The sequence below is a fragment of the Sphingomonas crusticola genome, assembly GCF_003391115.1.
Classification (GTDB): domain Bacteria; phylum Pseudomonadota; class Alphaproteobacteria; order Sphingomonadales; family Sphingomonadaceae; genus Sphingomonas_I; species Sphingomonas_I crusticola.
On sequence record NZ_QTJP01000001.1, the window covers coordinates 1,010,718 to 1,026,465 of the forward strand.

Sequence of the window (15,748 nt, forward strand, 5' to 3'; positions counted from 1 at the left end):
TGTGTGAATGTGTTGATCGTGGATGTGAGCGTGCTGCTCGAGCAGCTTACACTCCTCCTGCCTGACGCGGGTGGCTTGACGCTCAAGGTGTGAGGCTCGAAAGACACTGCGTGACCGACCATCTAAGATCCAGGCCGCCCTCCAAGAAAGCCGAGCAACGCGCCGAGACGATCGAGCAGATCCTCGACGCGTCCGAGGAGCTGTTCTCCAAGCACGGCCTGCATGGCGTGACCCTGAAAGACGTCGCGAAGCGGGTCGGCGTCCATCATACGCTGCTCAATTATTATTTTGCCGACAAGAAGACGCTGTTCGACGCCGTCTTTGCGCGCCGGGCAACGATCACCAGCGAGCGGCGCATGAAGGCGCTCGAAGAATATGACGCTGCAACCAACGGCAAGCCGACGGTCGAGGGCGCCTTACACGCGTTCCTCGACACCGACCTCGACCTCTATATCGAGGGCGGGGAGCGCTGGAAGAACTATGCCCAGCTCAGCGCCCAGGTCGCCAACACGCCCGAATGGGGTGCGGAGCTGATGGACCAGCATTTCGATCCGGTCGTACTGCGCCTGATCGGCCTGCTGCGCAAAGCGCTGCCCGAATGCGCGGAGGAGGACATCTTCTGGTGTTATCACTTCGTCACCGGCGCGCTGATGAACACGCTGGCGCGAACTGGCCGGATAGACAAGCTTTCCGGCGGGCTGTGCAAGTCCGACGATTTTGTGGCCGTTAAAGAACGTATGGCGTCCTTCATGGCGTCTGGCTTCCGAACTGTCTGTAAGCACCGGACCGGCTAAAGCAGCAGCTGCTCGAGACTGCATTAGCTATGAGTGTGCCATTTAGATTCGCTATCTTGTGAGTTAGTATAATTCCGATTATCCCGCGGCATCGGGAGAGAGGGAATGAGGATGTTGCTGCAGGATCGTGTTGCCATCGTTACCGGATCTGGGGGCGGGCTGGGTCGAACGCATGCGCTGTTTCTCGCGCGCCATGGCGCCAAAGTCGTGGTCAACGATCTGGCGCAGGAAGCCGCCGACGGGGTTGTGGCCGAGATCATAGCGGCGGGCGGTGAGGCGCTGGCAATTGCGGCGTCCGTAACGGACACCGCCGGGGTAACGGCCATGGTCGCGAAGGTCATGGACCGTTGGGGCCGCATAGACATCCTCGTCAACAATGCCGGCATCTTGCGCGACAAGAGCTTCGCGAAGATGTCGATCGACGATTTTCGCTTGGTGGTCGACGTCCACCTGATGGGCGCGGCGATCTGCGCCAAGGCAGTGTGGGAGATTATGCGCGAACAGCGCTACGGCCGCATCGTCATGACGACATCGTCGAGCGGACTCTACGGCAATTTCGGCCAAGCGAATTACGGTGCCGCGAAGATGGCCTTGGTGGGGCTGATGCAGACGCTCGCCATCGAGGGCGAGAAGTACAATATCCGCGTCAATTGCCTCGCGCCGACTGCCGCGACGCAGATGACCCATGACGTGCTGTCCGGCGAAAGCCTGCGTCTGCTCGATCCCGCCCTCGTCAGTCCCGCGCTGCTGCCGCTCGTCGGCGGCGAGGCGCCGAACCGCGCTATCCTGTGCGCCGGCGCCGGCCACTTCGCCCGCTCCTATGTGACGCTGACCGAAGGCTATTATGTCGGTGCGGATAGAGATGCCGGCGAGCAGGTGATCGCGCACTGGGGTGCGGTTTCGGAACGCGCGGGCGAGATCGTGCCCGCTTACGGCTTCACCCAGGCCGAGCGCGAGCTGGCCAGCGCGGGCATGACCGAGCCGGTGATGGCGGAAACGCATTGATGCGCGATGCGGTGATCGTCTCGACGGCACGCACGCCGATCGGCCGCGCTTATCGCGGCGCCTTCAACATGACGCCGTCGCCGACGCTCGCGGCGCACGCAATCACTGCGGCGATCGAGCGTGCCGGGGTCGAAGGCGGTGAGATCGAGGATTGCCTGCTGGGCTGCTCGCTGCCGCAGGGTTTCCAGCAGACGATCGGACGGACCGCGGCGTTGCGCGCCGGCCTGCCCACCTCCGTGCCGGGAATGACGATCGACCGGCAATGCTCGTCGGGGCTGATGACCATCGCGACGGCGGCCAAGCAGGTGATCGTCGACCGCATGGACATCGTCGTCGCCGGTGGGGTCGAATCCATTTCTCTCGTCCAGACGCCCGAGCTCCGGATCGACTATGATCCGGCCCTGGTGGCGCTCCACCCCGACATCACCATGCCGATGCTCGACACGGCCGAGGTCGTCGCCGCGCGCTACGGCGTCGGCCGCGACCGATCCGACGCTTACGCCCTGCAGTCGCAAAAGCGCACCGCCGCGGCGCAGGTCGCTGGCCGCTTCGATCTTGAGATTGTGCCGATGAGCACCACGATGAAGGTGGTCGACAAGCAAAGCGGCGAGATCAGCCAGCGCGAAGTAACGCTCGAGCGCGACGAAGGCGCGCGGGCCGATACGACGCTTGAGGGACTGGGAGCGCTCAGGACGGTGGTCGAGGGTGGTACGGTCACCGCGGGCAATGCCAGCCAATTGTCGGATGGCGCCTCGGCCTGCGTCATCATGGAAGCACGCGTCGCCGAGCAGCGCGGCCTCGCCCCGCTGGGCCGCTATATCGGCATGGCAGTCACCGGCACGAAGCCGGACGAAATGGGGATCGGCCCGGTATTCGCCGTGCCGCGGCTGCTCGAGCGGTTCAATCTGAAGGTCGAGGATATCGGCCTGTGGGAGCTGAACGAGGCGTTCGCGGTCCAGGTGCTCTATTGCCAGGATCAGCTCGGCATCCCTAACGGGTTGCTCAATGTCGATGGCGGCGCGATCTCGATCGGCCATCCTTACGGCATGTCGGGCGCGCGGATGGTGGGCCATGCGCTCATCGAGGGGAAACGCCGCGGCGCGCGCCATGTCGTCGTGACAATGTGCGTCGGCGGCGGCATGGGCGCGGCGGGTCTGTTCGAAGTCCTGTAACCCGGCGAGCGCCCGATAACGGAACGCTAAACCTGCCGGAACGGGAACGGGCTGGCCGCTCGATGGATGGAGCTGACCTCCAGCGATCGCGTCACCGGCGGCTGCGCCCGATCCGGGCAGCGCTGCCGTTCGCATAATCTGCAGCCCGGACCGATCGTGACCGGGTCGCGCAATCCGTCGGCGCACGCGATGCGGGGCGCATGCCTGGCGTGGCAGCCCAGCGCGAGCGTGACGGGGCCGCCCACGCGCTCCATCCCTCCCGGCCAGATGGTGCGCAAGAGCGTCACATAGACCTGCCCGTCGGGCATCTCGACCAAGCGCGTGGTCCAGCGGCCTGCCGAGGCGTCGTGCAATCGCCAGCGCGGGCATCCTTCACCCAGCCGGGCAATTACGTCCCCCTCGCTTCCAGTCAGTCGCTTCGACACATTGCCCGCGCGATCCACGCGGATCAGAAAGAAGGGAATTCCTCGCGTGCCCGCACGGTCGAGCGTGACCAGCCGCTGCGCTGCCTGCTCGGGCGAGACGCCGAACCGCGTTTCCAGAAGATCGAGGTCGTAGCGGCTTTCCTCCGCCACGGCGGCGAAGCGTGCATAGGGCATCAGCAATGCCGCGGCACTGTAATTGGCCAGCGCGATCTTGAGCAGGGTCTGCGTCGGGATGTCGGGCGCATCATTGCGCGCCACCGCCTCCTCGATCGGTCCGGAAAGTAGAGATAGCGCGAGTTGATAGGCGATCGCGAAGGCGCGGCTGGCGGCCGGCAGGCGTTCGGACAGCATCAGCCGCTTCCGATGAAGGTCATAATGGCGCAGCGCGCCGCTCATTACCGCTGGAGGCATGGCCTGGACCGCAATGCCGCACTTGTCCGCTAGCATGACGCGCAGCCGTTCGAGACGTTGTGCGGGTTCGTCTGGAAGTCCCTCCGCCAGCTTTTCCGCAACCGTCTCCATTGTGGGAAAGTGATTGCGGCGGGCGGCGAGGAATGTTCCCAGCCACGTCAGCGGCGAGCCGGGCGTGGCGGCAGCCTGGAGCTGATCGACCAAAGCAGGCGTACGCCGCAGGTCCGCCAGCGCCGCATGGAAACGGACCAGCGCCTCGGCGATGCCGGGATAATTTTCGCCCAGCTCCAACACTTCGTGGCGCGGCACGTCGATATCCTGCACCAGCGGGTCCGACAGCGCCTCGCTCAGCCCGCCGCCCACGCCAGCGGCGGCCGCGCCGGATACGAAATCGCGAATGTCGACGTCGTAGGAATTGGCGAGCCGCACCAGCATCTGCGCCGTCAAGGGCCGCTGATTTCGCTCAATATGATTGAGGTAGCTTGGCGAAATGCCGAGCTCGGCGGCCATCTGTGTCTGGTTGATGCCAAGCTCCCGTCGCAACACGCGAATGCGTGGGCCGAGATAGAGTTTGCGATCGGGAATTGTCGCCATGCCCCAATTTGTCACATTTTCACTGTTCGTACTAGTCATTCTGTGACAATGCGTCACTAATCGCCCTTCCGCCATGCCCACTAGATCGCAAGGGTAAGCTACAACATTGGAAAGACGATCATGACCTATGAGGCGCAAACGGAACATTCACAGGCCATCATTGCCGCCCACGGCGATGGGTGGAGCGGCATTCAGGCCGAGGCGGTAGCCCGCATGCGCGCCCAGAACCGCTTCCGGACGGGACTGGATATTGCCCGCCACACCGCCAAGATCATGCGTGCGGACATGGCGGCTTACGATCGCGATCCGGCCCATTACACCCAGTCGCTCGGCTGCTGGCATGGCTTTATCGCGCAGCAGAAGATCATCTCGATCAAGAAACATTTCGGTACGACTAAGGGTCGGTATCTCTACCTGTCCGGTTGGATGGTAGCGGCCTTGCGCTCGGAATTCGGCCCCCTGCCCGACCAGTCGATGCACGAGAAGACCAGCGTGCCGGCGCTGGTCGAGGAACTCTACACCTTCCTGCGCCAGGCGGATGCGCGCGAGCTCGGCATGATGTTCCGCGATCTCGACAAGGCGCGATCGGACGGCGACGGTGCGCGCGAGCAGACTCTGCTGTCGGCGATCGACAATCACCAGACGCACGTGGTGCCGGTAATCGCCGACATCGATGCGGGCTTCGGCAATGCCGAGGCGACCTATCTGCTCGCGCGCAAGATGATCGAGGCCGGCGCCTGCGCGCTACAGATCGAGAACCAGGTTTCCGACGAGAAGCAGTGCGGCCATCAGGATGGCAAGGTCACCGTGCCGCACGAGGACTTCCTCGCGAAGATCCGCGCCTGCCGCTACGCTTTCCTGGAGCTTGGCGTGGAGGACGGGATCATCGTCGCGCGGACCGACTCGCTCGGCGCCGGTCTGACGAAGCAGATCGCGATCAGCCATGCGCCCGGCGACATTGGCGACCAGTATAACAGCTATCTCGATTGCGAGCCGGTCGGCGATCTCGCCGTGAGCGAAGGCGATGTGCTCTTCGTCCGGGACGGGATGCTGGTGCGGCCCAGACGACTGCCGTCCAACCTTTATCAGTTCCGCGAGGGCACGGGCGAGGACCGCTGCGTGCTGGACTGCGTCACTGCGCTCCAGAACGGCGCCGACTTGTTGTGGATCGAGACCGAGAAGCCGCACATCGCCCAGATCGCGGGCATGGTCGACCGCATCCGCCGGGTCATTCCCGATGCCAAGCTGGTCTATAATAATTCGCCATCATTCAACTGGACGCTAAACTTCCGCCAGCAGGTGTTCGACGCGTGGCAGGCCGAGGGGCGCGACATCTCATCCTACGCACGCGACGCGCTGATGAGCGTGATCTACGACTCCACCGATCTGGCACAGGAAGCGGACGCGCGCATCCGCAGCTTCCAGAGGGATGCGTCGCGCCGCGCGGGCATCTTCCATCACCTGATCACGCTACCGACCTACCATACGGTGGCGCTGTCGACCGACATGCTGGCACGCGACTATTTCGGTGAGGCCGGCATGCTCGGCTACGTCGCCGGCGTGCAGCGGCGCGAGATCCGCGAGGGTATCGCCTGCGTCAAGCACCAGAACATGTCGGGCTCCGACATCGGCGACGATCACAAGGAATATTTCGCGGGCGAGGCCGCCCTCAAGGCGAGCGGCGCGCACAACACGATGAACCAGTTCGCCTGAGCCTGAAAGGAGATGTCGATGATCAGCGAGACCGAAATTGTCCGGCGCGAGCCGGCGCGAGCACGCACCGTATTCGCTACCGAGGATTTCAGCCTGCTGCGAACCGCGGTGGCCCACTATATATGCGTCATATCGAAGAGCCGGGCGCGCTGCGGAAATACGGCAACCTCTATCACCGCCTCGCGCGGCTCGAGGAACCAACCGGCCGGCCCTGAGCTCGATGGCTGGAAAGCGCAGGGCTTAGGGCCTCCGCCGAAATCCTTCCGTTTCTATCGGTAGCGCAGCACTCCGTTGGCGACCGGTTCGCCGAAGTCGGGCGTGCCGTCGGCGCGATAATGGATCGGCTGAACGCGGGTGTGGCGATTGGGATCGAACAGGGGGTCGCCCTTGATCTGAGCGTAATCGCGCGCGTGATAGACGAGCATGTCGCGGCCGTGTTCATCGACCGTAAAACTGTTATGGCCCGGCCCGTAAACGTGATGCGCGGTCGAGGTACGAAAGACGGGCACGGGAGACTTAGTCCAGCTTTCTGCGCGCATGATGTCGGCATCGGCGGGGGCGGTCAGCATCCCCATGCAATAGCGCGCGTCGGTCGCGCTCGCCGAGTAGGTGACGAACAGCCGGCCGTGGCGGGCAAGCAAGGCCGGTGCCTCGTTGACCTTGAAACCCTGGATCTCCCAGTCGAGCGCTGGCATCGACAGCCGCACCGGGCGCCGTGCCAGCGTCAGCGGGGTGGCAAGCGGTGCGAGATAAAGGTTGCTGTTGGTATCGATGCCGGGCTCGCGTTGCGCCCAGCAGAGATAGCGGGTGCCGCGATGGACGAAGCTGGTCGAATCGAGTGTGAAGCTGTCCCACGGCGTCTTCAACTGGCCGAGCAACGACCAGCGGCCGGCCATCGGATCGGCACTGTCGCAGACGATGGCATAGGTGCGGATGTGGAACACATCTTCGCCGCCGCCGCTCGGGCCTGCCGCGAAATACATGATCCACCGCCCATCGATCAGGTGAAGCTCCGGCGCCCAGATGAAGCCGGACAGCGGGCCGCTGCGCAGATGGCGCCACAACACCGCCTCGCTCGCATCGCTCAGTCCGGCCAGCGTGCGCGAACGGCGCAGCACCAGCCGATCATATTCGGGTACGGATCCGGTCATGTAATAGGTGCCGTCCGTATGACGGAAGATCTGGGCGTCGGCGCGTTGCCGCACCAGCGGGTTGCGCAACACAGGTTGGGCCGCACGCGCCAGAACAGGGCCGGCGATCGGCGTAGCGGCTGCGGCGGCGAGGAAAGAGCGGCGGCTAATGATCATGGCGATCTCCGTTGAGGTGCAGCGCTATGCCCGATCTGTAGCAGTTTACAGAAGGTCGAAGCGATCAGGGACGCGCCACCGGCCAGCCGTCGCCGGTCCAGCCGATCGGGTTGATCCGCAAGGTCGGGATGCCGCCGTGCTGGGCGTCATAGGCATGATAGGCGATGAAGAAGCGGTTGCCGTCGTGAAGGATGGCGGGGTGGCCGGGGCCCCGCCAGCGGTGGCTCGGGTCGAGATTGCCGTGGAGCACGATCTGACCGTAGCCCTGCATCATCGGCTTGCCGTCATGATCCACGTAGGGGCCTGTCACGTCCTTTGAGCGGCCGACGACGGTATAATAGGTACTATTGACCCCCCGGCAGCAGGCATCATTGCTGGCGAACAGATAATAATAGCCGCCGTGCTCGATCAGGAACGGCGCCTCGATCGCGTCCGAGTTGGTCCGGCGCGCGAGCGAATAGACTTTCTGGTCCTCCGTTGCGCGCAGGCCGGTGGCCGGATCCAGCCGGATCAGCTTAAGGCCGGTCCAGAAGCTGCCGAACGCCAGCCAGGCCTTGCCGTCGCGATCGGTGAACGCGGCCGGATCGATCGCATTGAAATCGCTGGCCAGCGACGAAGCGATCACGGCGCCCTTGTCGGTCCATTTGTAATCGGGTGCGTTCGGGTCGAGCGTCGGCGAGGTCGCCAGTCCGATCACGGAATGATTGCTGCCAAAGGTGGAGGCAGCATAATAAAGGCGATACTCGCCATTCTGAAACGAGATATCGGGCGCCCAGATGCCATTCGCCTTGGGTATCTCGCGCTTCGCCCAATCCGGCATCTGCGCGAACACCGCGCCGGCACGCGTCCATTTGATCAGATCCTTCGATATACGGATCGGAATCTGGCCGGCCTCCTCGCGCGGGCGGCTGGTGCTGAAGACATAATAAGTATCGGCCTGCCGGATGATGGCAGGATCGTGCACCGGCGCGATATCGCCCGTCATAGTGTCGGCGAGAGATATGGCGGCGGGCCGCTGCGCAGACGTCGCGTCGGGTGCGAGTAAGCCGATGCCGGCAATCGCCAACACCATCGCGCCGCGGATCCCAGTAGGGTGGTTCACTCGTGCCTCCACACCTTGTCCTCAGCGCATCGGGGACATGGCTGAACCATCGGCACAAGCCGAAGGCCGCTGGCGCATGTCCCTGTCCCCCACTTAGTTGAACGAAAGGCGCGCGCCGAGCGCGAACTGGCGCCCCCGGATGGTCGTCCCGAAATTGGTCGTGCTGGGGCTGCCGGCGTTTCCGAATGCGTAATAGGATTGATCGAGTTCGTTGGTCAGGTTGGTGGCGTCGAAGGTGAGCGCGATCGCCTTGCTGACATTGTAACTGAGCTGGAAATCGAGGCTCTTTTCGGGGACCCGCCAGATCCCGATCGGGTTGGCGAACAGCCGCGCTTCGTTGTTGTGGATGAAGCTCTTGCGCCAGACATAGGAGAGCCGCGTTCCGATCGGGCCGTGATCATAGGCAAGCGTCACGTTGTAGGACAATTTCGACACGCCGAAAAATGGCGTCTGCACATGACCGGTGACGTTGCCCTGCGCATCGACGACGGGAATGGTCTGCGACGAATCGAGCACGGTCAGGCTGCCCTGCACGCCAAGACCGTTAAGCAGTCCGGGGAGGAATTTGGGGAAATAGACCAGGCCTATCTCTGCGCCCTTGAGCTTGCCATTGGAGGCGTTGTCGGGGGCGTTAATGACGAAGTTTTGCGTATTGTAGTTGGTGTTCGGGATGTTGATCAGGCGAGCGGTGGACACGACCAGCCCGTCGATATTGCGCTGGAACAAGGTCGCGTAGATCGCGCTGTCGCGATCGAAATACCATTCCGCGCCGAGATCGTAATTGGTCGCCTTGGTCGGCCGCAGATTCGGATTACCGCCGGTACCCGATCCGTAACCGACGTTGGTGAGATCGCCGGTCAGGATATAATTGGGATTGAGATCGACGAAATTGGGCCGGCGCAGGGTACGGCCGTAATTGAAGCGGAAGCGCAATTTGTCAGTCACGTCGTAGCGGACGGTCACGCTTGGCAGGAAGGAATGGACCTTCTTGCTGGCGCCGCTGACCGAGCCGTCGAGCTGGCTGCGGAAATCCATATCGGTCTTGACGCCGACATAGCGCACGCCCGCCTGGAGGCGCAGCGGCCGCCCGGCGATATCCTGCTGGAAATCGCCCTGGACGTAAGCCGCCGAGGTCCGCTCGCGGATGTGGAAATTCTGGGTCAGCGTCAGTTGGTCGCTCAGCTGGATGCCGGGATCGACGCTGTTGCGATAGAGCGAGCGGATGTCGTCGAGATGAGACGTGACATAATAGCCGTTCGCCACGACCCACGTCCGCGGCACGTCCGCGCGCCCGTCGAAAAAGCCCTTCTCGATATATTGCAGGCCCGGATCGAGGCTGCTGAGCGGCACGCCGAGCCCCGGCGCATCCTGGGTACGCGACGCCTCCGTTGCCCGGCGATCGTCGTAGCGCACGCCGAAGCTGATCTTGCGCAACAGCCCCTCTCCCGCGTCATAATCGCCGTCGAGTTGTGCGGTGCGGGCATTGCCCTTGTTCTTGTTGGCGTTGTCGTAAAATTCGGCGACGGTCCAAATCGCGGGATTGGTGAGGATACTGTCGTCGTTGAAATGGAAGCCGGTGATGCCGTTGCCGGAGTTGAGATCGACGTTGATCTGATCGGCGACGCGGGTGGTGCGCAGCGCGGCGAAGGATGATTTGAAAGTGCTGTCTTGATAGGACAGATCACCGCGTAATTTCAGCCGATCGCCAATGTCCCATTTGCCACTCAGAGCATAGACGAAACTATCGGTGCTCGACTTGGTCACATCGCCGCTGTTGAAGCCGAATACCGACCCGACCTGACGGGTCTTGATCATGTTTGAATCCGGATAGAGCGTGATGGTCGAAGCGGGATTGGGGCCGAGATTGCCCCACCAGTCGACAAAGGTGAAGAACAGGTCGTTGAAAGTCGTGTTGCGATAGCCGTCCCAGAAGAATTCGGCGGTATATTCGGAACTGCTGTTCGGCGCCCATTGCAGCGCGACGTTCACCGCCGGGCGTTTGCGATCGCCGTGGAGCGCGTTCTGAAAGACCGCGTCGCGTGACAGCAGATAAGGCGACTGCACCCCGTTGATGAGCAGGGTCGAGCCGGGCGCCTCGGGCAGGCCGGCGTCGAGGCCCGGCACCCACAATTGCTGGCCGGGGGCGCGTCCATCGGTCGGCTGGATCCGCTCCAACGGAGTCCAGCCGGCGGGCGGATTGGTGGGCGACGCGAACGGCACCAGCGCGCCGGCGGTGACGCCCTGGTCCTTATAGCGGGTGCGGGCATAGCTGACGTTGACCAGCGCGCCGAGGTCGCCGATCCCGGTATTCCACCGATCGCTGATCAGCGCGCTGACATTGGGGTTTATCTTGTCCGCCTGCTGGAGATAGATGCCGCGCCCGACTGCCGAAAAGGCGAGGCCGTCGAAGTCGAACGGGCGGCGGGTGAAGACGTCGACCTGGCCGGCGATGCCGGTTTCGATCTGGGAAGCAGCGCGCGTTTTGTAGACGTCGATCCGGCGCACCAAATTGGCCGGAATATCGGCAAGCGCGAACTGACGGCCCGACGCGGTGAAGATGTTACGCCCGTTCCAGGTGGTGGTGATATCGGGCAGGCCGCGGATCGAGATGGTGCCGGTTTCGCCCGCGCCGCGATCGGTGACCTGAACGCCGGTAACGCGCTGAAGGGCCTCGACGACATTGTTGTCGGGCAATTTGCCGACATCTTCGGCAACAACCGACTCCACGATCTGCGTCGCCTCGCGCTTGACGGCGAGGCCGGCGCGAAGGCTGGCGCGGACACCGGTTACCACGATTTCTTCTTCCGTCGCGTCAGCACCGGCTTGATCGCCATTGAGCGAATTGGCCGACACTGCTGCCGCCGGCCTGCCCCCCGGCGCGCGATCGGGCCCGTTGGCGGGCGACGCGGCCTGACTAGCTGAAGATTGTCCGCGCGCAGCCGCCGGGGCAGCCCCGGCAACCAGCGCCACCAAGGAAACCGTGCACATGGCAGCGCGGCCTGTCGACATCATCATCTCCCTTTTCACCTATGCTCACGGCGTTCGGCTGTATTGTCAGACAAGTAACATGCGTCTTTCTAGACGGCAATACTGGAAACGGAGCGATAATTAGCGATGGCAAGACGGCTACGTGTTAAGGGCGCACAGCTGACGATGCGCTCAGTTGCGACTGATGATTCCCGCTGCTAAGCTTTATGTCTGAGTAAATGGTAGCGCTCCCTTAAGCGCGCCGAGAGAATGGAGAGATGCCGCATGTCCCTTTCACTGGTTCAGTTCCAGGATGCCGATGGCGGTCGCGGTGTCGCCGTTGTCGCGCAGGGGTCCGCCCCCCGCCGGGTGCTGGCGACGGACAGCCTGCGGGCGCTTGCGCTGGCGGCACTGAACAGCGGCCGCGGCCTGGCGGATCAGGTGGCAGCCAACGGCGTGGGTGAGCCGGTCGATCTGAGCGAGGTGCGGTTGCTCCCGCCGATCGATCATCCCGACAGCGCGCATCTGCTGATGACCGGGACCGGCCTGACCCATCTCGGCTCGGCCGAGGGTCGCGACAAGATGCACCGCGCCGCGGTCGAGAATCCGGCGCCGACCGATTCGATGAAGATGTTCATGATGGGCGTCGAAGGCGGCAAGCCGGCAGCCGGCACGGCCGGCGTCCAGCCGGAATGGTTCTACAAAGGCGATGGATCGATGCTGGTCGCGCCAGGCGAGCCTTTATCCTCGCCCGCGTTCGCGCTCGACGCGGGCGAGGAACCGGAAATTGCCGGCATCTACCTGATTGATGCAGAGGGCATGCCGCGGCGGCTGGGCTTCGCGCTCGCCAACGAATTTTCCGATCACGTGACCGAACGCGGCAATTATCTGTGGCTGGCCCATTCAAAGCTGCGCAACGCCGCGCTCGGGCCGGAGCTGCTGACCGGCGAGCTGCCCGCTGATGTGCGGGGCACCAGCAGGATCGTGCGCGATGGCAAGACGATCTGGGAAAAGCCGTTCCTGTCGGGGGAGGCGAACATGTCCCACACGATCGCCAATCTGGAGCATCACCATTTTAAATATGGCCTCTTCCGCCGCCCGGGCGATATCCACGTTCACTTCTTCGGGACGGCGACCCTGTCGTTCAGCGAAGGCGTGAGAACGCAGGAGGGCGACGTGTTCGAGATCGAGGCAGCACCTTTTACCTTGCCGGTGCGTAACCCTATCGCGATCGAAGCGCCGATCGCCGTCGCCGTGAAGGCACTCTGACATGGCGATCCGCATCGGCATCGTCGGGTTCGGCAAAATCGCGCACGATCAGCATGTGCCGGTGCTACGCGCCTCGCCCGATTTCGAACTGGTCGCCGTCGCCAGCCCCAACAGCATTCTCGATGGCTGCGCGAACTTCAAAACGATCGAGCAGATGCTGGCAAGCGACGACGCACCCGAGGCCGTTTCCCTGTGCCAGCCACCGCAGGTGCGCTTCGCTGCCGCGCAGACGGCGATGAAGGCCGGCAAGCATGTCTTTCTCGAAAAGCCGCCCGGCGCGACGCTGAGCGAGGTCGAGGCGCTGACCCGGATCGCGCGCGACCATGGTGTGACCCTGTTTGCCAGCTGGCATTCGCGTTACGCCTCGGGCGTGGAGACGGCGCGCAGCTGGCTGCAGGAACGGACGATCCGCTCGGCGGAAATCGAATGGAAAGAGGATGTCCGCCACTGGCATCCGGGCCAGGCGTGGATTTGGGAAGCGGGCGGCATGGGCGTGTTCGATCCCGGCATCAACGCGCTGTCGATCGCGACCCGGATCCTGCCCGATTTCTACCTGAAACAGGGCGCCCTCTCCTTCCCCGCCAATCGCGCCGCGCCGATTGCGGCCGATCTCGACTTCGTAACGGTTGACGGTGTCGCGATTCGCGCCGAGTTCGACTGGCGCCAGACCGGGCTGCAAACCTGGGACATCCGCGTCGATACGGATGGCGGCAAGCTCGCGCTGAGCAAAGGCGGCAGCGAGCTGGCGATCGACGGCGTTGCCCAGCCGTTGCCGCCCGAGGCTGAATATCGAGGCCTCTACGATCGCTTTGCCGAGCTGGTTCGTGCAGGCGAGAGCGACGTCGATGTGCGCCCGCTGCGCCATGTCGCCGACGCCTATCTCCGCTCCGAACGCAAGCAGGTCGAGGCGTTCGAGGATTGAGATGCGGCGGTCGGGGCTGCTCGCTTGCCTGACCGCGGTCCTCGTCCTTCACGCGCCCGCCCGAGCCGAAGACGGACCGCTCGATACGCACGCCCGCGCGCGAGCGGCGTTCGGTGATGACGCGTCCTGGTATGAGGGCAATGTCCCCTTCTTCGAAGCGGCGGATGCAACGCTGGAGCAGGTCTATTATTATCGCCTGAAGGTGCTGCGGGCCCACCAGCGCGACCTCGGCGCGCAGGGCTATATCACGACCGAATTCCTCGATGATGTCGGTTGGCAGCGCGAGCCCTATGCCAGCCTGAACGATGCGACCGGCTTCCACATCCGCGAAGCGCGCTGGCTGCACGATCGCCGCTACGCCAACGACTATATCGACTTCATGTACGAGGGCGGCGGCAACGACCGCCATTTCGCCGAGGGGATTGCGGATGCGACCTATGCCCGCTTCCTGGCGGACGGCGATCGTGGCTTCGCCACCAGCCATCTCGCCGCAATGCGCCACATTTACAATCTGTGGGACGATCATTTCGATTTCGACAAGGGGCTCTACTGGATCGAACCGCTGCTCGACGCGACCGAATATACGATCGCCTCGATCGATGCCTCGGGCGGCACCGACGGCTTTCGCGGCGGCGACGCATTCCGCCCTTCGATCAACAGCTATATGTTCGCCAATGCGACCGCGATCAGCCGGCTGGCCGCTCTGGCCGGGGATGCGCAGGTGGCGGCCGATTATCAGGCGCGCGCCGACGCGCTGCGGGCGAAGGTCGAAGCCAGTTTGTGGAGCCCGGCGCTGTCGCACTTCATCGACCGCTACAAGGTCGGCGACGAGCATGTCCGCACTTGGGAGCCGATCCGCGGCCGCGAACTGGTCGGCTACGTCCCCTGGTCGGTCGGACTACCGCGCGATCGTCCCGAATATGCCGCCTCGTGGCGCCATCTGCTCTCGGCGCAGGAATTGGGGGGAAAGGCGGGGCCACGCACGGTCGAGCCGTCTTATCCTTATTATATGCGGCAATATCGCTATGATAAGGCGACCGGCCTGCCCGAATGCCAATGGAACGGCCCGTCCTGGCCCTTCCAGACGACGCAGACGCTCACCGGCATGGCGAATTTGCTCAACGATTATCGCCAGGATGTCGTGACGCGATCGGATTATACGCGGCTGCTGCGCCAATATGCGTCGCTGCATTTCCACGAGGGCAAGCTCGACCTGGAAGAGGATTATGATCCTGACAGCGGCAAGCCGATCGTCGGCCTGGCGCGCAGCCATCATTATGATCATTCGGGGTTCGTCGACCTCATCGTCACCGGCTTGGTAGGGTTGCGGCCGCGCGCCGACGACGTGCTGGAGGTGAACCCGCTGCTGCCGGCGGCGCCCGACGATCCAGGCTACCAGAGCTATTTCGCGCTGCAGGATGTGCCTTATCACGGCCACCGTATCACGGTCTTCTTCGACGCCGACGGCAGCCGATATCGGCGCGGCCGAGGCCTGTCGGTGATGGTGGATGGCAGCCTCGCCGCCAACAGCCCGATCCTGACACGGATCACAATGCCGCTTCCCCCCAAGGCCCTCGAGCCGGTCGCCCGGCCGATCGATGTGGCGGTACAGCTGCTGCGATCGGGCTATCCGCGGGCCCGCGCCTCGATCAATGCCGACGCAAAGGCGCTGCATCAGGCGATTGACGGCCGCATCTGGTTCTTCCCCGAGATCGTCAACGGCTGGTCTACCAAGGGATCGTCCGGCAACCATGAATGGCTGGCGATCGATCTCGGCCGCGCGCAGCCGGTGCATGCCGCCGAACTGGCCTTCTTCGCGGATGGCCGGACGTTTCTGCCGCCCGACCAATATCGCCTGCAACAATGGCGCGCGGGACGCTGGGTCGACCTGCCGGTCGTCGCCCATCCGCGCGCGATCGGTAACGGCGTGACGCGCCTGGAGTGGCCCAAAATAACCACCAGCCGGGTGCGACTGGTGGTCCGCAACAAGCGCGGTACCGCAACGCGGCTGGTCGAGCTCAAACTGTTTTGACCATGTGGCGGGCGGCAGAGGCGCCGCCCGCAACG

At 63.8% G+C, this 15,748-nt stretch carries 11 protein-coding genes and 1 pseudogene; 8 read left to right on the plus strand and 4 right to left on the minus strand.

Annotation, left to right across the window (positions count from 1 at the left end; translation table 11 throughout):
* Positions 1-110: 110 nt before the first annotated feature.
* The 3 genes from DX905_RS04870 to DX905_RS04880 all read left to right on the plus strand — a co-directional run bounded on the left by DX905_RS04870 (position 111) and on the right by DX905_RS04880 (position 2,971).
* Positions 111-794: a TetR/AcrR family transcriptional regulator gene (locus tag DX905_RS04870; RefSeq protein ID WP_116090350.1), complete on the plus strand. Its 684-nt coding sequence runs from the start codon at positions 111-113 to the stop codon at positions 792-794.
* Between the two features lie 105 nt (positions 795-899).
* Positions 900-1,799, plus strand: coding sequence for an SDR family NAD(P)-dependent oxidoreductase (locus tag DX905_RS04875; protein ID WP_205412193.1), 900 nt, complete (start codon positions 900-902; stop codon positions 1,797-1,799).
* Entirely contained in the window at positions 1,799-2,971 is a 1,173-nt protein-coding gene (locus DX905_RS04880) for an acetyl-CoA C-acyltransferase (RefSeq protein ID WP_116090352.1), read from the plus strand. Before DX905_RS04875 ends, DX905_RS04880 begins: the two co-directional genes overlap by 1 nt.
* Positions 2,972-2,997: 26 nt before the next feature.
* On the opposite strand, the gene DX905_RS04885 is transcribed toward DX905_RS04880, so the two are convergent.
* On the minus strand, positions 2,998-4,401 hold the full coding sequence (locus DX905_RS04885) for a helix-turn-helix domain-containing protein (protein ID WP_116090353.1): 1,404 nt from the start codon (positions 4,399-4,401) through the stop codon (positions 2,998-3,000).
* A 120-nt stretch (positions 4,402-4,521) separates the two neighbouring features.
* Here DX905_RS04885 and DX905_RS04890 point away from each other — a divergent pair, with 120 nt between their 5' ends.
* Both DX905_RS04890 and DX905_RS04895 read left to right on the plus strand, forming a co-directional pair.
* Positions 4,522-6,114, plus strand: a complete 1,593-nt coding sequence (locus DX905_RS04890) for an isocitrate lyase (protein ID WP_116090354.1) — start codon at positions 4,522-4,524, stop codon at positions 6,112-6,114.
* Positions 6,115-6,132: 18 nt separating this feature from the next.
* Entirely contained in the window at positions 6,133-6,393 is a 261-nt protein-coding gene (locus tag DX905_RS04895) for a hypothetical protein (RefSeq protein WP_338053751.1), read from the plus strand.
* On the opposite strand, the pseudogene DX905_RS04900 reads toward DX905_RS04895, so the two are convergent.
* The 3 genes and pseudogenes from DX905_RS04900 to DX905_RS04910 form a co-directional block, all read right to left on the minus strand.
* Positions 6,387-7,421: pseudogene (locus tag DX905_RS04900) on the minus strand (glycoside hydrolase family 43 protein); the annotation flags it as partial. The gene DX905_RS04895 and the pseudogene DX905_RS04900 overlap by 7 nt on opposite strands.
* A gap of 64 nt (positions 7,422-7,485) precedes the next feature.
* Positions 7,486-8,523 carry an arabinan endo-1,5-alpha-L-arabinosidase gene (locus DX905_RS04905; RefSeq protein ID WP_240320723.1) on the minus strand — a complete coding sequence of 346 codons (1,038 nt, stop codon included), beginning with the start codon at positions 8,521-8,523 and terminating at the stop codon, positions 7,486-7,488.
* Between the two features lie 93 nt (positions 8,524-8,616).
* Positions 8,617-11,532, minus strand: coding sequence for a TonB-dependent receptor (locus DX905_RS04910; protein WP_116092335.1), 2,916 nt, complete (start codon positions 11,530-11,532; stop codon positions 8,617-8,619).
* 243 nt (positions 11,533-11,775) lie between these two features.
* On the opposite strand from DX905_RS04910, the gene araD1 reads away from it, so the two are divergent.
* The 3 genes from araD1 to DX905_RS04925 are packed head-to-tail and all read left to right on the plus strand — an operon-like array spanning position 11,776 to position 15,713.
* Positions 11,776-12,759 (plus strand): AraD1 family protein, encoded by a 984-nt coding sequence (gene araD1, locus DX905_RS04915; RefSeq protein ID WP_116090357.1) that lies wholly within the window; start codon positions 11,776-11,778, stop codon positions 12,757-12,759.
* Position 12,760: 1 nt separating this feature from the next.
* On the plus strand, positions 12,761-13,681 hold the full coding sequence (locus DX905_RS04920; RefSeq protein WP_116090358.1) for a Gfo/Idh/MocA family protein: 921 nt from the start codon (positions 12,761-12,763) through the stop codon (positions 13,679-13,681).
* Position 13,682: 1 nt separating this feature from the next.
* Positions 13,683-15,713 (plus strand): MGH1-like glycoside hydrolase domain-containing protein, encoded by a 2,031-nt coding sequence (locus DX905_RS04925; protein ID WP_116090359.1) that lies wholly within the window; start codon positions 13,683-13,685, stop codon positions 15,711-15,713.
* Positions 15,714-15,748 lie beyond the last annotated feature (35 nt).